Origin of the sequence: Lederbergia panacisoli, assembly GCF_024626525.1 — a bacterium.
In the GTDB taxonomy this organism is placed as follows: domain Bacteria; phylum Bacillota; class Bacilli; order Bacillales; family Bacillaceae_C; genus Lederbergia; species Lederbergia panacisoli.
In genome coordinates this window covers 1-20,107 of sequence record NZ_JANJGU010000022.1, presented here as the reverse complement: position 1 = coordinate 20,107, position 20,107 = coordinate 1, and the positions used below count along the sequence as shown (strand labels likewise).

Annotated in this window: 16 protein-coding genes; 10 read left to right on the top strand and 6 right to left on the bottom strand. The window is 38.1% G+C overall.

Going from position 1 to position 20,107, the window contains the following annotated elements:
* The first annotated feature begins 82 nt into the window (after window positions 1-82).
* The 3 genes from nagE to NQ185_RS18730 all read left to right on the top strand — a co-directional run bounded on the left by nagE (window position 83) and on the right by NQ185_RS18730 (window position 3,219).
* On the top strand, window positions 83-1,963 hold the full coding sequence (nagE, locus tag NQ185_RS18740; protein ID WP_257583586.1) for an N-acetylglucosamine-specific PTS transporter subunit IIBC: 1,881 nt from the start codon (window positions 83-85) through the stop codon (window positions 1,961-1,963).
* A 286-nt stretch (window positions 1,964-2,249) separates the two neighbouring features.
* Entirely contained in the window at window positions 2,250-2,471 is a 222-nt protein-coding gene (locus NQ185_RS18735) for a hypothetical protein (protein ID WP_257583584.1), read from the top strand.
* Window positions 2,472-2,544: 73 nt separating this feature from the next.
* Entirely contained in the window at window positions 2,545-3,219 is a 675-nt protein-coding gene (locus NQ185_RS18730) for a hypothetical protein (RefSeq protein ID WP_257583583.1), read from the top strand.
* A 99-nt stretch (window positions 3,220-3,318) separates the two neighbouring features.
* Here NQ185_RS18730 and NQ185_RS18725 read toward each other — a convergent pair whose 3' ends face one another.
* From NQ185_RS18725 to NQ185_RS18715, 3 genes are all read right to left on the bottom strand, one after another.
* A complete protein-coding gene (locus NQ185_RS18725; protein ID WP_257583582.1) occupies window positions 3,319-5,526 on the bottom strand; it encodes an ABC transporter ATP-binding protein in 2,208 nt (735 codons plus the stop codon).
* Window positions 5,527-5,822: 296 nt separating this feature from the next.
* A complete protein-coding gene (locus NQ185_RS18720; protein WP_257583581.1) occupies window positions 5,823-6,380 on the bottom strand; it encodes a DUF1854 domain-containing protein in 558 nt (185 codons plus the stop codon).
* A complete protein-coding gene (locus NQ185_RS18715) occupies window positions 6,381-8,669 on the bottom strand; it encodes an ABC transporter ATP-binding protein (RefSeq protein WP_257583579.1) in 2,289 nt (762 codons plus the stop codon).
* A 396-nt stretch (window positions 8,670-9,065) separates the two neighbouring features.
* Between NQ185_RS18715 and NQ185_RS18710 the strand changes: the two genes are divergently transcribed.
* The 6 genes from NQ185_RS18710 (at window position 9,066) to nspC (ending at window position 15,283) form a co-directional block, all read left to right on the top strand.
* A complete protein-coding gene (locus tag NQ185_RS18710; protein WP_257583578.1) occupies window positions 9,066-10,217 on the top strand; it encodes a serine hydrolase domain-containing protein in 1,152 nt (383 codons plus the stop codon).
* 120 nt (window positions 10,218-10,337) lie between these two features.
* Window positions 10,338-11,240, top strand: a complete 903-nt coding sequence (locus NQ185_RS18705) for a LysR family transcriptional regulator (RefSeq protein WP_257583577.1) — start codon at window positions 10,338-10,340, stop codon at window positions 11,238-11,240.
* A 178-nt stretch (window positions 11,241-11,418) separates the two neighbouring features.
* Window positions 11,419-11,934, top strand: coding sequence for an acyl-CoA thioesterase (locus NQ185_RS18700; protein WP_257583576.1), 516 nt, complete (start codon window positions 11,419-11,421; stop codon window positions 11,932-11,934).
* A gap of 25 nt (window positions 11,935-11,959) precedes the next feature.
* Complete coding sequence (locus NQ185_RS18695) at window positions 11,960-12,331, top strand: hypothetical protein (protein WP_257583575.1); 372 nt, start codon at window positions 11,960-11,962, stop codon at window positions 12,329-12,331.
* Window positions 12,332-12,909: 578 nt separating this feature from the next.
* Window positions 12,910-14,154: a saccharopine dehydrogenase family protein gene (locus NQ185_RS18690; protein WP_257583574.1), complete on the top strand. Its 1,245-nt coding sequence runs from the start codon at window positions 12,910-12,912 to the stop codon at window positions 14,152-14,154.
* Between the two features lies 1 nt (window position 14,155).
* Window positions 14,156-15,283, top strand: coding sequence for a carboxynorspermidine decarboxylase (gene nspC / locus NQ185_RS18685; protein ID WP_257583621.1), 1,128 nt, complete (start codon window positions 14,156-14,158; stop codon window positions 15,281-15,283).
* A gap of 241 nt (window positions 15,284-15,524) precedes the next feature.
* Here nspC and NQ185_RS18680 read toward each other — a convergent pair whose 3' ends face one another.
* The 3 genes from NQ185_RS18680 to NQ185_RS18670 all read right to left on the bottom strand — a co-directional run bounded on the left by NQ185_RS18680 (window position 15,525) and on the right by NQ185_RS18670 (window position 19,004).
* The gene (locus NQ185_RS18680; RefSeq protein WP_257583573.1) at window positions 15,525-16,688 is read right to left on the bottom strand and encodes an acyltransferase family protein; all 1,164 of its coding nucleotides are present in this window, start codon (window positions 16,686-16,688) and stop codon (window positions 15,525-15,527) included.
* Between the two features lie 115 nt (window positions 16,689-16,803).
* A complete protein-coding gene (locus NQ185_RS18675; RefSeq protein ID WP_257583572.1) occupies window positions 16,804-17,994 on the bottom strand; it encodes a serine hydrolase domain-containing protein in 1,191 nt (396 codons plus the stop codon).
* A gap of 146 nt (window positions 17,995-18,140) precedes the next feature.
* Window positions 18,141-19,004 (bottom strand): alpha/beta fold hydrolase, encoded by an 864-nt coding sequence (locus NQ185_RS18670; RefSeq protein ID WP_257583571.1) that lies wholly within the window; start codon window positions 19,002-19,004, stop codon window positions 18,141-18,143.
* 193 nt (window positions 19,005-19,197) lie between these two features.
* Here NQ185_RS18670 and NQ185_RS18665 point away from each other — a divergent pair, with 193 nt between their 5' ends.
* The gene (locus NQ185_RS18665; protein ID WP_257583570.1) at window positions 19,198-20,004 is read left to right on the top strand and encodes a 7TM diverse intracellular signaling domain-containing protein; all 807 of its coding nucleotides are present in this window, start codon (window positions 19,198-19,200) and stop codon (window positions 20,002-20,004) included.
* Window positions 20,005-20,107: the final 103 nt, after the last annotated feature.

Here is a 20,107-nt window from a genome sequence, read left to right as displayed (position 1 = left end):
TTTCTTTATTAAAGTGGGTAAAGGACTTACATATTAAACAGAATGCTAAATTGTTCATTTTCTTATTTAGGAGGAATTATTCATGCTTGGTTTTTTACAACGAATTGGTAAGGCATTAATGCTTCCAATTGCGGTTTTGCCTGCTGCAGGGCTGCTTTTGCGTTTCGGACAACCTGATTTATTAGATATACCGTTTCTTGCCAATTCCGGGAATGCTGTATTTGAAAATCTTGCCTTAATCTTCGCGATTGGTGTTGCCATTGGGTTCGCGAAGGATAATAATGGAGCTGCCGCTTTGGCGGGCGCTATCGGATATTTGGTGCTGACAGAAGGTGCAAAGTCGTTGAATGACACAATTAATATGGGCGTTCTTGGTGGAATTATTGCAGGCATTATCGCAGGTTCATTATATAACCGATTCCACGATATAAAACTTCCCGATTGGTTAGGTTTCTTCGGTGGCAGGCGCTTTGTACCGATTATCACATCACTTGTTATGGTCATTTTGGCGTTTATTGCAGGATTTGGATGGCCCCCCGTTCAAAATGCTATAGATGGTTTAGGAAACTGGATTATTGGGCTTGGCGCGGCTGGAGCAGGTTTGTTCGGATTCTTTAATCGTTTGCTCATTCCGCTAGGTCTTCACCATGTTTTAAACAATTTATTTTGGTTCCAATTCGGTGAATTTAACGGAAAAACAGGGGATATCGCAAGATTCTTTGCTAAAGACCCAACAGCCGGAACTTACATGACAGGCTTCTTCCCGATTATGATGTTTGGGTTGCCTGCGGCCGCTTTTGCTATTATTGCGGCAGCGAAACGTGAGCGAAGGAAAGCCGTTTTTGGGATGTTTATTAGTCTTGCATTAACTTCTTTTATCACGGGGATTACGGAGCCGATTGAATTTTCCTTTATGTATGTAGCGCCACTCTTATATGGTGTCCACGCCGTTTTAACTGGGATATCATTATGGCTGACCACAACACTTGGAATTAAAGATGGATTTACATTTTCAGCAGGAGGAATTGATTATTTATTAAACTTTAATATCGCTACGAAACCCGGTCTTTTATTGCTTATCGGATTAATTTACGCAGCTATCTATTTCATCATCTTCTACCTTTTAATTAAAGCGTTAAATCTTAAAACCCCAGGGCGTGAGGATGAAGAGATTATTGAAGAGGATAACGTTTTAAGTCCATCTGATAATAAGTATGAGCGGATGGCTTATCAATTCATTCAAGACCTTGGCGGCCACGATAATATTACCGCTATTGACAACTGTACAACGCGACTCCGTTTGAATATAAGGGACATGGATAAAGTACGGGATAGCGCTCTTAAAGCGCATGGGGCAAAAGGAATATCTAAGCTAAGCAAGACAAATCTGCAAGTTGTCGTAGGGACAGATGTTGAATTCGTAGCAGACGCTATGAAAAAGATGGATATGGATCATGTAACATTTACTGAATCCGATACCTATGAAGTCCCAGATATAAATCAGCTGCTACCATTAAACGAACATGATTTTGTCATGCCAATTACAGGAGAAGTCATTCCCCTTACAGACGTTCCAGATCAGGTCTTCTCCCAGAAAATGATGGGCGATGGATTCGCGATTATTCCTGAAAAAGGAGCAGTCGCCTCTCCGGTTGATGGTGAAATTTTGAATGTTTTCCCGACAAAGCATGCGATCGGCATTAGATCGAAACAAGGATATGAAATATTGATCCATGTCGGAATTGATACCGTCAATCTGAAAGGAGAAGGCTTTACTTCACATGTAAAAGAAGGCGATAACGTATCTAAGGGTCAAGAAATACTGACCTTTAACTTGGACTATATAAAAAAGAATGCAACATCAGCAATTACACCGATTATTTTTACGAATTTAACGAAAATGAATGTTAAAAAACTCGGGAAAGTGGAGCAAGGAAAAGAAGGGATCCTTTCCATTGATTAAAATTACAATCAAGCAGCCCGTAACTCCTTTTTATTCATGGAGTTACGGGCTAGTCATTTTGATATCCAAAATGCTTTCTCATCACCTTTTATGGCTTTATTAACAATACCTGTATTTTACAAATCGAACCTCCTTACATTATTAGAGCAGAATCATTCAGGAAAAATTTAAAAAACATAAAATAAATTTTATAACATCCTTGTATCCCTTCGTATTCCTGAATATATGATTATTTATAAGGAGAAAGGGAAAAGATAATAAATAATTGTTTATAAGGAGGATTTTAATGGATGGGTATAGAAGTAAGGAGGTAGTAGATAATGATGAAAAGGGGGTAAAAGTCATGGCTATTCCACAGGCATTGCCTCGAAAAAAAATAAATGAAAATCAGTCAGACTTAGTTATAAAAAATAAAAAGAAGAAAAGTGCACTTGAGATTTCGGATTCTATAGGTGTTTACGGAGCTTTTGGACGCACGTTATCTGATCTTCATAAACAAGGGAGATAAGTATGGATTTTATCATTGATGGTGAAAAAATAGATTCAGAAGATTATTCTGGGGCATCTATTTATTTGGATGCTTGTTTTATTTTAACCTTTTAGATAAATCAGATAACCGACGCCCCGATGTTGCAAGAGTATTAGATACTTGGGCTGAATACCCTGAAGTTACTCTAGGTATTAGCAATCATACAGTTGCAGAAGTTATAAATCGTATATTTCAAATGCTAATCTTAGGTGCTCTACAAGTTTTCCATGAAAATAACAAATTAATTAACCAAACTAAAAATGGCTATGAGAAATTATCCGTTAAACAAAAAGAGCAGTTATTAAATTTAGACTCTGCAAGGTACTTGTACTCTGTAGCTAAAAAGGAACAAATCATGCGTCTTTATAACAATGAAGTCAATGTAAATATATCAGAATTAATAAAGATTGCTAAAGAAAACGAAATTAAGAGAAATAACCTTGATATTTTTTATAATCATGCTATAAACGTGTTTGAATCTTTTACTAACGGAATGAGTTTAGATCTTGAATTTAATATTGATATTCTTGACTCGAAATATGAACCACATTATCAAGTAGCTAAATCGAACATGCGATTATTACAGTTGGATATTATTGATTCATTCCATCTAGCAATAGCACATTCAAACGATTATGACTTTTTAGCGACTTTAGATAGCGATTTTATACATAATTTGTATTCGGACATTCCCAACCTATCTACAAGAATTATAAAGGTAGCATAATAGAGTATAAAGTTTAAAAATAATCTCGCCTCCCTAATACTTGCAGGGAGGCTTTTTAAAGATTTTTCAACTAAAAGGCGAAGGATTTACGCTAACGTTTCATCCTGTTTTCGCCTTTGCTTTCGTCATATTTCGCTGCGCCATTATCAAGCCATAATAAATCCCCTGTTTTTGCATCAGCTCTTGATGTGTTCCAATCTCTGCGATCTCCCCTTTATTAAGGACAAAGAGTCTATCAGCGTTCTTTAGGGTAGAAAGCCTATGGGCGATGGCGATCGTTGTGCGGTTTTTCGTAATCCGCTGCAACGCTTCCTGAATGGCTGTTTCGGTGTCAATATCTAGAGAGGCGGTCGCTTCGTCCAATATTAAGATTTTTGGATTATGGAGCACGGCTCGAGCAATCGTAATTCGCTGCCGCTCTCCCCCTGATATATTATTGCCGTTTTCTTCTAATCTCGTATCATATCCATCTGGTAATTTAATAATAAAATCATGGGCGTTTGCGATCCTAGCAGCCTGAATGACTTCTTCCATCGTGGCCTCCGGCTTGGAATAACGAATATTTTCCATGATTGAACCTCTAAACAGCATCGTTTCTTGGAGGACCACACCTATTTGTGAACGCATCTCTTCCTGTTTAATCGTCCTTATATCGATGCCATCTATCAGAATTTCTCCTTCGTTAACATCATAGAAGCGGGAAACTAGATTAATAAGCGTTGATTTTCCCGAACCGGAATGCCCGACAAGCCCTATCATTTCCCCAGGCTTTATCTCAAAGTTAATATGCTTCAAAACTGGTTCATAAGACTTGTAACCAAATGTTACATCATTAAATTGGATCGTACCGTGGATTGAATGCTGTATGGATGTATCCTTATCAAAAATCTCAGGATCTTCATCAATCACTGAGAAAATCCGATCAATGGCGATAGCGGCATTGGCGACCCACCTTGGCATATTCATCATCCAAGCGAGCGGCCCAAAAATCATACTTGCATATCCTGTAAATTGAACAAGCTCCCCAAGGTTTAGATTGCCTTTTAGATTCATATTACACCCTACTAATAATACAAAATAAGTACTGATTTGGAGTAAATACGTTGAGATTGGTGTTAATACAGCATATACTTTTTCCGCTTTAAAGGCTGCCGCCGCATAATCCGTATTATATTGTCTAAATCGCTTGATTTCGCGCCCTTCCTTACCAAAAGTTTTGACGACTCTTATTCCGCTTAGTACGTCATGAAGATAGGAATTCGCCTTGTCAAATATCCTCCATTGCTTCGTGAAGAGCCTTCTGACGATCACCCGCCATGTCATAAACTGCAAATAGGCTACAAACGGTGCAGGCAGCAGCACGATTAAGGCTAAGCGCCAGTCTGTCATAAGTAGGAGAATCGTTACCGCTATGAGCATGATCATCTGATAAATAGCCGTTGTAAAGACCTCTTCAATCAGCCTTCTAATTCGATTCGTGTCAGAAGTGACGCGATTCATCAGATCGCCTGCTCTTTGCGATGTTAAAAAGCCAAGCGAAAGGTTTTGGATTTTTTCATACACAAGCTTTCGTAAATCTGCAGCAATCGTTGAACCTACGGTCGCCATGACACGGCCTTTTGCCACATTTAAAAGCTCCCCACCCACTAGTGAAAATAGAATACCGCCAATAGCAATAAAAAACATTGGCAAACTTGGACTTTGCCCTTCCGGCGGCTGGAGCGAGGAGTTAACGAGCAACTTTTGAAAATAAGGCCCTAATAACGTGATAGCTGATGTAATAAATAAAATGAATAACCCTAGTACAAGCATTCGCCAATGGGATTTAGATACGCCTAATAGCCTTTTTAATACCGCCGCTTTGTTCATACACTTCGGACAAACTCTTGTAGTTTGATGGATCCTGCTGCCACAATTCGAGCATACTCGTTCTTCCTCTTCATTGTAGATGCGAATTTCACTTTTCGCGGCCATATAGTTTAATATTTGAGCAATATAGGAAAACCGCGCAATATGTTCCATCGAGACTCTTACAATGATTCGCTTGCCAAGCTCATCAGTTGCTTCAAGAATCGCATTTCCAACTAGCGGAATGACCTTGTAGTCGTGTGCTTCGGCTATTAGACCACTTTCTCTTACGCTTCCAGCTTCAACATAAGCCCATTTTTCATCACCAATTACAAAGTACCCTAACGTTCTTCGTCCAGTAAGGGATAAGTCGGCAGGCACACAATAATGAAGCCTTTCCCCTATCTCTTGTTGAACAGCCAACCGATCTTCATTTGAAAGTTCATAGTTTAGGTTCATAATAGCTCCCTTTTAAAAAATGGATCTGTTTTGCTTTCCTTTGTCTAGCTATAGCGGCTATCGACTAGTAAACTTCCTGTCCTTTTCTCTTGCGTAAGTAAAAGGACCTGCAATTATACGTCGATGGGCAGGCGCTTTCGCTTTTCTTTGTCCAGCTATAAGCGCCTATCGACTAGCAAACTTCTTGTCCTTTTCCCTGCGATAAGTCAACATCGACTCGTTCCTCGCCGTGTTTCCTTTATCTCAGTCAAAGGACCTGAAGTTTGTACGTCGATGGGCAGGCGCTTTCGCTTTTCTTAGCTCATTAACATTTCCACCATTCGGTATTCTTTATCTGTTAAGGCCGTAACGTCTTTAATGATGAAACGATTTCCATCTACATCTGTAATCAACACTCTATTTGCCGTAACGACAGTGACATTTCCTCTGCCCGACCGAACGGTAAAATAGCAGGTTCCGGAACTTGTTTCCGTCTCCCAATAGGAATAGCCAAATTCTTCATTTATTTTATTAATTTTTGTAATTTCTGGCGCAAAATAGCGCAAGTTAATATGTTCCTCCAATAAACTTACGATATCACTCGGAAAATCATCCAAGGATTTTATGATGCCGATTTCTTCATTTTCACCCGTTCTTACAGAAATAAAGATTCTATTATTCATATGCGGAAAAGAACAATGTAAATATACGGCAGGATGTACCTCCCCATCTACGTGAACCGTGAGCATATGCCCTTCCGTCTCTAAAAACACTGCATTTTCTGTTGTTAAATACGTCATTTTAGCCGCTTCGGCTAGGTCTGATTTCGGTTCGGCCAGCCCTTGACTACCATGGCCCATATCTACCTTCGTCATTTAGATCGCCTCTTTCATCTTTAAAGCCTCTTCGTGCTTTTTCACCATGCCAGCGTACTTGGCATCTTTATCCATAAGCTCTTCATGGGTTCCGTCCTCAACGACCTTCCCGTTCTCCATCACATATAAATAGTCTGCATTTCGCAATGTCGATAATCGATGGGCAATTGCGATTGTCGTTCTTCCTTCTGCGAGTGATTCCAGCGCTTCCTGGATTTGCAATTCTGTCTTCGTGTCTAGTGAGGCAGTAGCTTCATCCAGTATTAATATTTTCGGATCATGCAAAATCGCCCTGGCAATCGAGATCCTTTGCTTTTCACCGCCTGACAAATTATATCCTCCAGTACCGACAACCGTATCATAGCCTTCCGGAAGATTCTCAATGAAATCATGGGCGTTTGCAATTTTTGCTGCATATATAATCTCTTCAAGCGAACAATCTGGATTCGCATATGCAATGTTTTCCGCTATAGTTCCGATAAACACATATACTTCCTGCGATACAATCCCAATATTATTTCGTAAAGTATCCGTTGCTAAATCTTTTACATTCATCCCGTCAATCTTTATTTCACCTTCGTTTACATCGTAAAGCCGCGATATTAAGTTCACGAGTGTCGATTTACCCGCTCCCGAAGGTCCAACAATACCAATCATTTGCCCTTGTTTTGCAACAAGCGATACGTCCTGCAGTATCGGTTTATTCGGCTCATAATTGAAGTTGATATTTGATATCGTGATGTCTCCTTTAAGTTTCTCCAAATGGAGGGCATCTTCTTTTTCAGTTATTTCTGGAACAGCATCCTGAATTTCAAAGATTCGCTGTGCAGCTGCCATGCAGTAAGACCACCAGCCAGCAATATTATTCATGAATTGAATTGGACCAAATAGCATGTAAATATACGTAATGAATGTCATGATTTCTCCGAACGTCATGTCTCCACCCATTACTTTCCAGCCGCCAAATGCCCATATCAATACTCCGCCTATTTGCGTTAACATATTAATAATTGGAAAAATTGTACTGCTTGTCTTGTTAAATCTTTGTTCAGCAGCGGAAAAAGAAACATTTGCACCTTGAAAACGATTGATCTCCACTTTTTCTTTACCAAAGGCTTTAACAATCCTTGCACTACGCACTGTATCACTAATAATGGAGTTCATAGCACTTGCCCTTCTATGCCTTTTCCATGACATCCGCCATAATTTTGGAAATACCCAGCGAATCAATAGAACGACAAAAGGCAAAGGAATCAAACAAATGAGTGTAAGTTTCCAATCCATCACAAGAAGAATGGCCGTAACCCCGATAATATTTATCGCATTTACAACAAAATACGGGATCCCATCAACAAAGAAAAATTGCAGCTCATTCGCATCATCATTTACTCTCGTCATCAATTGTCCTGTTTGCCTTTTTTGAAAAAATGATAAAGACAACCTTTGCATGGATGTAAAAATGTTCGATTTTAGATCAAAGACAATATTTGCGGCCATGCGGGCATTGATTACACCAAACAATACTCCGAATACGAGCGACAATGTCCGGAAAACAATGATGATTAAAATAACGAGGGCAATTTTTCCGGCAAACTGACCAGTTCCCCCTAACGCTTGGTCAAATAGTACCGTACCTTGAAAGTAAGGGATGGCAAGCCCGGTTGCTGAATTTAGCAACATGAAAAAAATAATAAAGAAAAGAGACCATTTATAATTCGTTGTAAATCCTAACAGCCTTCCAAAGATAGCACCTTTTTTTAGACATTTTGGACATACTTGCCGGCCATGCTCAGGATAGATCAACCCACATTTTGGGCAGGCGATTTTATGTGCGTCATCCTCTTCATGCATGTCAATCGTTTCATTATTTTTAAGTTTCGTGATAGTAGACACAAATTTTGTTGCATCACCCATATATCCATTTGTCATCGCGGCAATCGCCTTTTCCTCGGGGGCTTTTATGACAATGAGCCCTGAGGCAATGAGATTCACAGTGTAAGCACTATCAATTTCTTCAAGCTTAAATTTGTCTATCTTGAATTTATCCGCTTCTATAAGACTAGAAAACTTCTTTTTCTTATCGGATGCTTCATATCCTTTAAAAACCTTTTCCTTAATCTTTTTATCATCGCTTGATAATCGATAAAGCGATTCCTTCGTGAGAATCAAATATGTATCGGCAAAACCACCTTCTATGCCGCGGTCACAGTACTGCCAGTTAATAATTCCTTCTTTCGATAAACCTTTATCTGATAATAACGTTTTTAGTTCTTCCGGAAAATTTTTCATACCCTTTTAATCATGCACCTCACTCAGAACACATCAAAATTTTATCAGTCTTTTAAAAATATCATATAACATCTATTAAATTAAACTACTCACTACTAAAGTATGAGATTCCTCAGACCACTGCCTTATCGTCCCCAGAAAGATTATTATTTGCGTTCGGCCTTGAACAAAATCATTATCAGATCATTAGCAAGTACCCGCAAACATATACCAATAATACGTAGGCTATATTTTGCAATTCCATTTTGTTTATCCTTCCTTAATTTTAGCATGTACGATTCTGAATGGTAGTGCAAAAAGAAGGTTTCCCTCATACATTTTGAAAATAAAATAAAGGGTTTTATACAGGAAAAAAAGAACATGTAAACAACCAACAAAAAAGGAGTGAGATTGGCATTGAATCGATTAGAATCAAAGCTAAAGCCGCTGTTAAGAAGCTTCGTTGAAAATGGACCGCCGGGGTGTGCACTATCCGTTTCAAGTAATGGTGAAACGATTTTTGAAGATTATGTAGGTCTCGCGGACATCGAAACAAAAAAAGAGATAGCGTCTGACACGATTTATCGGATCTACTCGATGACTAAGGTCGTTACATGTACAGCTGCCCTTATGTTATACGAAAGAGGACTGTTCTTATTGAATGATCCGTTGGAGGAATATTTGCCGGAGTTTAAGGACTCCCAAGTTTACCGCAAAAACGAACTAGGTGAATTATACACATCACCCGCTAAAAGATCGATTACCGTGAAAGATCTTTTTACGATGACATCTGGCTTAACATACCCTGGAGAAGGAAATGAAACAGAGCAACAAGTTGGTAAAGCAATGCAGGAGTTAGGTGGAAAATTAACAACAAGAACAATCGCAAAATCATTAGCTTCAATTCCTTTAGCTTTTGATCCAGGGACGAAATGGCACTACGGTCTAAGCCATGATGTATTAGGAGCCTTCATTGAAGTCTTGTCTGGAAAAACCTTTGGACAGTTTTTACAGGAAGAAATCTTTGAACCATTACATATGAAAGATACCTTTTTCCGCATTCCGGAAGATAAGAAGGACCGTCTTGCTAGCAACTATACTCGGGACGAGAGCGGCAAATTAAGAAAAAATACAGAAATGGATTCTCACATCCAAGCTGATGCAAAATTTGAAAGCGGTGGCGGCGGTCTACTTTCTACATTAGGAGATTACAGCAGATTTGCACAAATGCTGGCATGCGGAGGAAAATTAGACAGGGAGCGAATCATTGGTCGAAAAACTGTTAATCTAATGGCAACAAACCATCTAACTCAGGAAAATAACGATCAGTATAATTGGGGTTATCTATCAGGATATGGATACGGATTAGGCGTTAGAACATTAGTAGACCCCGCATTAGGAGGAATCAATAGTTCTATCGGAGAGTTTGGATGGTCTGGATTATTGGGGACTTGGGTATTGATTGATCCAAAGGAAAATCTATCTGCTGTATATATGCAGCAAATGCTCCCTAACCTAGAAGCTTACCATCAACCTAGATTAAGAGCGGTTATTTATGGGGAAATCTAATAAAAGCCTTCTGAGCCTTCCGAAGGTTTTGTCCTTATGAAAATACCTTATTTTTTCTTGCTCTCATCGTATGGTAAACTTGTTTAAACAATTTTTCTTCATATAAGGGTGTTGGGCAAATTGAAAACAAAATACTTAGAGTACTTTATCGAAGTGGCGCGTACTGGCAGTTTTACGGAGGCCGCTGAGAATTTATATATCACACAACCCGCACTTAGCCGGATTATAAAATCATTGGAGGATGACTTAAGTACTCCTCTTTTTGTTCGTGCGCGAAAAAAGCTAATCCTGACAGATGCGGGTCACGTCCTGAATAAACATGCTCACCTCATTGTGAAACAGGTAGATTTACTCAAGACGGAACTTAATAACTTACTCACTCCGAAAAAGGGGCATATTCGCATCGGGCTGCCTACCATTACTAATTCCTTCTTTTTTTCCGAGCTTCTCGCTTCCTTCCATAAAGAATATCCGGAAGTGACTTTTCAATTGGAAGAGAATGGGTCGAAGCCCATTCAGGAAAAAATAATCGACAATCGACTGGATTTAGGTGTCATCGTTCTTGTTGATGACTATGATCAGCTTGACTATTATTCCTTTATCAATGAAACATTAAAACTAGTTGTCCCTCCCTCCCATCCTTTTGTGACAAAACAGGAAGTGTCACTGGACGAATTAAAAAGGGAAAAATTCATTATGTTTAATCAAGACTTTGAGTTAAGAAATTTAATTCTAGTCGCATGTCGGGAAAGTGGTTTTAAACCCAATATCATTTCCGAGACCTCTCAATTAGATTTTATTGAAGAAATGGTCGCTTCTAATCTTGGCATTACGATGCTGCCAGAAAGCACATGCACTGAATTAACAAGCGATTTACATACCATCACTATTACTAATCCAACAATCGAATGGAACTTAGCACTTATTTGGAATAAAGATACGTACTTATCGCAGATTGCCAAGGAATTTATTCGTTTTGCTAAATTAAAACTCACCAAACTGAATGATAAACAATCACAATAAGGTCTCGATGATTTGGGATCTTTTTTGTTTTATTACATACTAACCGCTTTCATGCAAACTTGTTATACATCCTATGTCGGATTGGCATTGTACATTTACATTCAATAAAACTATAATTGCCGTTATGAAAAGTTACATCACTATATTTTTGAAATACATCTTAATTAAGGGTGATATCATGGAAGCAAAAAAAATGAAAGAAACACGCGTTGTTCAAACCGATCAGGTGCTTATTAATGATTTGAACAATTATCATACATTATTCGGCGGAGTCTTAATGAAAAAGATGGACGCCTGTGCAACCCTATCCGCCAGAAGACATTCAAGGGTGAAAGAATGCGTCACCGCCTCAACTGATTCTGTCAATTTTATCGAGCCCATTAGGCAAAGTGATTCGGTCTGTATTGAATCATTCGTAAGCTTTACAGGGAAAACGTCGATGGAAATTTTCTGTAAGGTGACAGCAGAAGATTTAGAAACAGGGGAACGGAGAATTGCCACTACAGCTTTTCTAACATTTGTTCCACTTGATGAAAATAAAAGACCGATTGAAGTACCTGGCATTATTCCGGAAACGAAAGAGGAAAAGTATTTATTTGAAACTGGAAAAGAACGGGATAAAATTCGGAAATTAAAAAGAGAGCAAAATAAAGATCTTGTCTCTCACCTGGTATTGGACAAGCCTTGGGATTAATAATTTTATAAAAAGGAGAATAAACATGCTAGTAGCACCATGCTTAAATGAATTATTAGATACGAAGCAGGAAATTGAAAAATTAAATCAAACAAAACCTACTCTATTTCAAAAGTTTATTAACGTTATCCTACTTACACGCCAACTTCAATATAACTATCAATTCATGGGTGCCTTGCTTATGGACGAAGATCCAAGCAAATTCTATCCAGCATCCCAAGATGATTATGTATTATCCGTCTATAAGCAGGAAATTGAGAAATTAAAGACAGACAGCAAATTCCAGGAGTTAAAAATGCTGTTAAATAAATGCCGAAAAGTAAGCTACATGAACATTAGTAAATTGGCATTAGGCACAAATCCCAGAGTATTAGTTGGTCCAACCTTAATACGCTAATCGGAAATGCTCAAACAGAAAATTCCCCAAATAGGACTATTTTACAGATAAAATTTAAATTTCCTATTGATATTTTCACTACATGTTGTTAATCTAAAAAAGAATTAATTTGGAAAGCCGCTGTTCAATATTCTAGAGTCTTTCCAAGCAGATAATGTTTTGACCACTTCTTTAAGAAGTTAAGGCCATACGGACAGCCGGGTCAAATGCCGATTGGCGACTTTCGTTGCCTTATTGATTGAGTTAAAAGCTCAACTTTTATAAGTTGGTTACTTTACAACCAGTGCATAAGCACACAACTTGTGAAACGGTCAATAAGAGTAGTAAAAGTAATTATTTGCTATATAGACTCTGATCCCATGATGAATATTGAATAGTAAAAAGCTTCTACCATAATGGGCTTTTATGGAAGATGTATGCGCATGGCATTTTGTCATAGTATACGTGTGCCTTTTTAATATTTGATATTGTATCTAAAGCAAGTGTTGTGCGCGTTAATGCGTCATTTCACTTGCTTTTTTGTCGTTTCGCAACTGTTCTTAGTACCACCAAATCTATTTAGTAAGGGGAGTAAAAAAATGGGAAAAGCGCTTATTATCGGTTGTGGTGGAGTGGCATCCGTAGCTATTCACAAATGTGTTCAAAACAGTGAGGTATTTGAAGAAATTTGTATCGCGAGTCGTACAAAATCAAAATGTGATGCCTTGAAGGCAAAACTTGATGGCGGCAAAACGAAAATTACAACAGCACAAGTTGATGCGGATAATGTTGATGAGTTAATTGCTTTGATTGAGGAAGTAAAGCCTGATATTGTTATGAACTTGGCATTACCATATCAAGATTTGACAATCATGGATGCTTGTCTTGCAACAAAAACGCATTATATGGATACAGCGAACTATGAGCCGGAAGATACGGCGAAATTTGAATATAAATGGCAATGGGAATACCGTGAGCGCTTTGAAAAAGCTGGGATTACAGCACTTTTAGGCAGCGGCTTTGACCCTGGCGTGACAGGCGTATTTTCAGCACATGCCTTAAAACATCATTTTGATGAAATTAATTATATAGACATCCTTGACTGTAATGCCGGCGACCACGGCTATCCTTTTGCAACGAACTTCAATCCTGAAATCAATATCCGTGAAGTTTCAGCAAACGGAAGATATTGGGAAAATGGTGAATGGATTGAAACGAAGCCAATGGAAATCAAGCGCATATACAACTTTCCTGAAGTTGGTGAGAAAGACATGTATTTGCTGTACCATGAAGAACTTGAATCACTTGCGGTTAACATGCCTGGGATTAAGCGCATCCGCTTCTTCATGACATTTGGCCAAAGCTATCTTACACATCTAAAATGTCTTGAAAACGTAGGAATGACCTCAATTGAACCAATTGAATTCGAAGGTAAACAAATTATTCCACTGCAGTTCTTGAAAGCAGTATTGCCTGATCCAGCTTCACTCGGACCACGCACTAAAGGTAAAACAAACATCGGCTGTATTTTCAGAGGAAAAAAAGATGGAAAAGAAAAAACATACTATGTGTACAATGTTTGTGACCATGAAGAATGCTACAAAGAAGTGGGTTCTCAAGCCGTTTCCTATACAACAGGTGTACCTGCCATGATTGGCGCCATGATGGTGATGACTGGAAAGTGGAACAAACCAGGCGTATACAATATTGAAGAATTCGATCCAGATCCATTCATGGAAGCATTAAACAAGTGGGGGCTTCCATGGCAAGAAGACTTTAATCCAGAGCTTGTTGATCATGAGCCGATCAAAGAAAAAGAAAAAGAATTGGAGCTTGTCAGATAATATGCGCTTTGAAGAACTACCATCACCTTGCTATATAGTCGATGAAGGTTTACTTGAAAAAAACCTAAAAATCCTGAATGGGGTTAGGGAACGTACCGGATGCAAGATTATTTTGGCTCAAAAAGCATTTTCAATGTTTAAATTGTATCCGTTAATAGGAAAGTATTTAGATGGTGCCACTGCAAGCGGCTTGTACGAGGCGCGATTAGGCTACGAAGAAATGGGAAAAGAAAACCACGTCTTTTCCCCTGCCTATCGTGAAGATGAGCTAGAAGAAATCGTAGAAATTTGTGATCATATCATCTTTAATTCCTTCTCACAAGTAGAAAAGTTTAAAGATAAAGTTCTCAAGGCAGGAAAAAAAGTGGGCTTGCGCATCAATCCTGAATGCTCTACTCAAGTTGGGCATGCCATCTATGATCCTTGTTCACCCGGTTCTAGATTTGGTGTGAAAAAAGAACATTTCCGCCCCGACTTGCTTGAAGGTATTTCAGGACTGCATTTCCACACACTTTGCCAACAGAACTCGGATGACTTGGAAACTACTCTTAATGCATTGGAAGAAAAGTTTGGCCAGTGGCTATCACAGATGGAATGGATTAATTTCGGCGGTGGCCACCATATTACGAGAGAAGATTACGATATTCCCTTACTGGAAAAATGCATTAAGAGAATGCAAGATACGTATGGGTTGGAAGTATATCTCGAACCAGGCGAAGCCGTTGCGCTGAATGCAGGTTTTCTTGTAACGACAGTCCTTGATACGCTTGAAAATGGAATTGAGATTGCGATTCTTGATACATCGGCAACTTGCCATATGCCGGATGTTCTTGAAATGCCTTATCGCCCTCCGCTCCAACGATCTGGGGAAGTTGGAGAAAAGCCATTCACATATCGATTGGGCGGGCAAACATGCCTTGCCGGCGATGTCATCGGAGATTATTCATTTGACGAGCCATTAAAAAGTGGAGATCGACTCATTTTCGAAGATATGGCCATTTATTCCATGGTAAAAAACACAACTTTTAACGGTATGGCATTGCCAGCGATTGTCGTGAAAGATAAAAGTGGAGATTACGAGGTTGTGCATGAATTTGGCTATCAGGATTTTAAAATGAGGTTGGCTTAATAGCGGTTTTAAAATTTAGAGTACTTTTTAAAGAACCAGAATCCGTCCGGAACTGGTTCTTTATGACTTTAATGGGTTACTTTGTATATTAAGGAATGTCTACTATCTCTATTTTTATTTGAAATGCTGGATACATTTGATAGTTTGCGTTTATGTTTTTTCATGGATACAAAGAATCTTGAATAATTTCTACAAAAAGAAAAGAACTAAGCAAAATGGAAATTGCTCAGTTCTTTCATATCTATCTAAAAATATTGGGATTCTGATTCTGTCCATGAATCTTTTTTTGTACTTTTAATCCAAATAACACTCTTGCAATGGCTATCCGCTTTATTATAAATTCATAAAATGCAAATGATACTGCTAAAGTCAAAAACATAATGATGAGAAACTTTAGGAAAACCCCATAATTTAATTGTATAATGTAGTACCCTATCACCACTAAGATACTTTGGTGAACGATATAGATCGGGAATGCCGCTTCGTTCATATAAGAAACTGCCTTGTGAGGGAAGTTTAAAACTTTGTTGCCATATCCCAAAATAACGATTAATGTCAACAACGTATTCATCGTCCTTAAAGATGTTATAAAGATATCCATCGCCGAGAAATTAGGAGCATCCTGGTTCACATTTATGAGAATGATATGAGCCGGCACCAAAATGATGACTAATAATAAAGTTTTAAAACGAATGCGATTAAACATTTCTTGATACCTTAAATCGCTGGCAGTCAGAAACCCAGCAATAATGATGACCATAAAGTAAAATGGATTTTGACCACCTGGAGCTGGAAGGGCTTGTGCCAATAGTAATACAAGAGTGAACAAAGAAATAAAAACAAACGGTTTACTTAAAACTCTATTAAACTTATTTATGTTTACTGTACTTAAGTTCATATATTTGGAGAATATCGGCAACGCAACGATAGACAGTACAAATAAATAAAGAATAAACCATAAGTGAGCCGGTGTGAATGTTCCAAAATATCCAGACAAATCACTGAAATCCAGAAAAAATTCTTTTAAGAATAAAAAATAATTACCAGCTTCACCTGTATGATGTAATAATGCGTAATATCCTTGCGGCGGAACTATAATTAGAACGCCCACAATAAGCGGAATAAATAAACGTTCATAACGTTCTTTTACATATTGGGACTTAGTCCGTTTTTGCAACGCATACCAGCTAGCCGATCCAGCCAGCCAAAATAATAAGGGCATAAACCAAAAGCTAGTCGCAGCAATGAACCAACTAAGTCCTTCACTTAAACTTTCACTTTTCACATAAAATGGATCCCAAAAATCAAAAACCCTGGCTGAATGAAATGGGAATAACAATAAAATCCCTAAATTCCTAAGCCAGTCAATATCATATCTTCTTTCTATTATTGCTTTATCCTTCACATGTACTCCTCCTGAATTCCATAACCGAATAGATCATATCCCTTTGCAACCTCTCCTTACTAATAGTGTGTATCGATGTGACTTTGTTTGAAATCTTTCTACGTACCCTTGCTATTTACAACAATTCTTCCCATATCCAAATAGGCTTTTGAAGAATGATGGAAGTTAGATTACGGTTAATTGACTTTGAATTTATTGACAATTCATTGCTTAACACAATCACTGTGATGTCTTCATCAAGAAGCCGTGCAACATAGTGCCGGAAGCCACTAGGATATCCACCGGAATGTCCGACTGCATGGTGACCCATCACATCCTGCGTATACCATCCATAACCATATTGATACGGGAACTTTGAGGCGTGTTTTTTTGCCATTAATGCATCCGTATCCTCCGTAATAAGTACATGATTGCGTAGGGCATGATCAAAGAGCGCCAAATCTTCAGCAGTTGAGAGTATATCTCCTGCAGCATATGCAGCGGAGTTATCCATTACCGGACCCTCTTTACCCTTAATATGTCCTTTAGCTACCGCCATTCCCTCTGGAATATCGAACATCGAATTATGCATGCCACTAGGTATGAAAATATGCTCCATTATGTAATCATCATAAGATTGACCACTAACCTGTTCAATAATCAGTCCCAACATCACATATCCAGAATTACTGTATTGGAAGCTTTTACCTGGTTCAAAGAGCAAATCAGTATCCCGCACAACGTTTACAATTTCCTCAGGCTCCCATGATTTACCGTAATCAAATTCAAAATCGGGATGCAGATAGTCCGGGATTCCCGAGCTATGACTGAGCAAATGACCAACAGTGATACTATCCGCATTTGGAAATTCAGGAAAGTATTTTTCGATTGACCCATCTATTTCAAGCATTTGTTTCTCTCCAAGCTGCATGATGGCCACCGCGGTAAACGTCTTTGATAAGGAGGCAATTTGGTATAAAGTACTTGGGGTATTCGGTACATTAGGTGCTGCCATCCCGTATCCTTTTTCAAATAGTACACTACCCTTTTGCACCACTACTACTGAACCCTGAAAATCTTTTTTCATTAGATATTGATTGATTTGTTCAGGTATACTGCCAGATAAAGTTCTGTGACTATCTCGGCCAAATATTAGTAGCATGGCAACTCCAATCAGTACAAGGGAAGCCACACTAACTAAAGCAATTTTCAAAAGTTTTTTCATATACTCATTCTCCAATTCTCCAAAAAATGGTAATACTTCTACTATATAAAGTTGTGTGTTCATCACTCCACAAACTATTTTTATATCAATAATATTCAACATAATGTCTATAATTCCTTTCGGATAGTACTTAATTCCTAGAAAATATTATTATGATCGGGGCGATTCGATTACAAAGGCGATCAAAGGAGATATATTCATAAAAAAAGCAGCAATGACGTGTATAACTACAACGTTATTGCTGCTTTTTAGCTGATTAGAAAATCTTTTACTAATTGATTTACAATCTCTCTTTGTTCGGCAGGCAGACAATGAGAACAATTAGGAATCAACTTTGCTTTTATTTTTGTAAAACTGTTTGCATATTCAACGGCTTTTTTAGTAGATGAATAGACGACTTCTTGCTCGCCAATTAGTACAAGCGTATCGGGTTTCAATCCTTCTAATTCGTCCCTTTCAAACACTTTTGGCGCAATACGCAATTGAATTTTCCCATATTTATATCCTTTGTAAAATTGTTGATACAAAATTTCATCAGGTTGATTTTGCTTGGCAAACATCCAATTAAACAAACTCCTAATAAAAAATGAATTTTTCACTGTCATGGCCGGAAATAATTTCATAGGAAATTTCCAATTTAGTCCGGCAAAACTCATAACGGGCGCAAGTAAAGCCAATTTCTTTACTCGGTTGGAATTCAAACTAAATTGTAAAGAAATCCAGCCTCCCATTGAGTGTCCCACCAGATGAATATCATTTAAATTTAAAGCATCAAGTGTTTCATTTAGCCAACTATCAATATGTTCAGGAGAAGAGATTGGCTTCGTACATTCACTTTTTCCAAAGTCCCCCATCACATCAATCGCAAATACTCTAAACTGTTGACTCCAATCGGGGGCATTGGCAAACCACATAGTAGAGCTTACCGTCATACCGTGAATCAAAACAAGCGGAGGGGCGCCCTCTGGCCCACATGTAATTACATGCGTTTTTCCAAATGATGTATCAATATACAAACTTTCCGTTTCTACATCCCATTGTTTTAGTGATTGATCATAGCTTTCATAATACGATTGTTTTTTATCTTCATTATTAAATACTAAATAGGACATATTTACACCACAATTCTTTTAATGTATTTCCATTTATATGAATAAGGTACCATTGACAATCGGGAAAGACAATTAGACTTTTGTGTCTTTTCAGAAATTTCTTCACACATAAACTAAATTTCTTTTGAAAATAGTATGTTTTAACATCTCCGTCTTATATACTATCTTTAGAATAGCAGGATAGGAGAATAGTATGATCCCTCATTTTTTCCAGTATTCCTTTATATACATGTACTTCTTTATCAGTTTTATTTTCATTTGTTTATTTTTTATATCCTGGCCAAAACGCATACTTCCTTATTTGATTTACTTCAGCATGTTCGTGGCAACGATAGCTATCAATTTATTAGTTATTTGGCAAATGCCTGCTGCCATTGAGCATCCTTCTTTCATGAAATATGCTTCATATGGAGCCAGCATGTTTTTCTTCCTGTTTTATGAACAAATTTTTGGTCCAGGCTTTAAAAAGATCAATCGTCGTTTTTGGCAGCTGCATCTTTTATGTTGGACTTTGATTACCGTAATCTCCGTGTTCTCGCCCGTTCGACTTGAGGATATGTTCCTCCCATATAGCGTACTAAATATCATATCTATTCTTTACATTGCAGTCGCCATGATTGTTCAAGCACGTTCCGGAAATAAAGATGCCCTCGTCATTAATATTGGACTTATCTGTTTAGTCATTACCGTATTGATCGATATCATTTCAGCTATACAAATTATTAACTATGCGCCCATTCAAACGGCACCATGGGGATTATTACTATTTATAGGCTGTTTAACTACTATTTTGGTGAAGCGGTATATCGCTAAGGGAACGAAATTTATCTACGAACCTCTCACCTTTCATAATGATCCAATCGAATTAAAAATGAAAGCTGACTCCATGGTTCTCCACACGCTTAAAAATGAAATTAGCCGTTTATCTTATTTAAATGAACGCTGTAAAAGGTTAATGACGACTGTTGAGAAACCGTTGAACTACTCGCCACTAAAGTAACGAGATTCTGTGAGTTTCAATCGGCAACACTCATGCTAATTTAATTCTCACTGGGACTGCCAAAAACCCCCTAGCCACCTTGCCTGCAAGCGCAGATGTATGG

Bases quoted from the DNA above. Each gene is read 5' to 3' on its own strand.
- nagE (WP_257583586.1), top strand. From the start codon at position 83: ATGCTTGGTTTTTTACAACGAATTGGTAAGGCATTAATGCTTCCAATT.
- NQ185_RS18735 (WP_257583584.1), top strand. From the start codon at position 2,250: ATGGATGGGTATAGAAGTAAGGAGGTAGTAGATAATGATGAAAAGGGG.
- NQ185_RS18725 (WP_257583582.1), bottom strand. From the start codon at position 5,526: ATGAACCTAAACTATGAACTTTCAAATGAAGATCGGTTGGCTGTTCAA.
- NQ185_RS18720 (WP_257583581.1), bottom strand. From the start codon at position 6,380: ATGACGAAGGTAGATATGGGCCATGGTAGTCAAGGGCTGGCCGAACCG.
- NQ185_RS18715 (WP_257583579.1), bottom strand. From the start codon at position 8,669: ATGAAAAATTTTCCGGAAGAACTAAAAACGTTATTATCAGATAAAGGT.
- NQ185_RS18700 (WP_257583576.1), top strand. From the start codon at position 11,419: ATGGAAGCAAAAAAAATGAAAGAAACACGCGTTGTTCAAACCGATCAG.
- NQ185_RS18695 (WP_257583575.1), top strand. From the start codon at position 11,960: ATGCTAGTAGCACCATGCTTAAATGAATTATTAGATACGAAGCAGGAA.
- NQ185_RS18690 (WP_257583574.1), top strand. From the start codon at position 12,910: ATGGGAAAAGCGCTTATTATCGGTTGTGGTGGAGTGGCATCCGTAGCT.
- nspC (WP_257583621.1), top strand. From the start codon at position 14,156: ATGCGCTTTGAAGAACTACCATCACCTTGCTATATAGTCGATGAAGGT.
- NQ185_RS18675 (WP_257583572.1), bottom strand. From the start codon at position 17,994: ATGTTGAATATTATTGATATAAAAATAGTTTGTGGAGTGATGAACACA.
- NQ185_RS18670 (WP_257583571.1), bottom strand. From the start codon at position 19,004: ATGTCCTATTTAGTATTTAATAATGAAGATAAAAAACAATCGTATTAT.
- NQ185_RS18665 (WP_257583570.1), top strand. From the start codon at position 19,198: ATGATCCCTCATTTTTTCCAGTATTCCTTTATATACATGTACTTCTTT.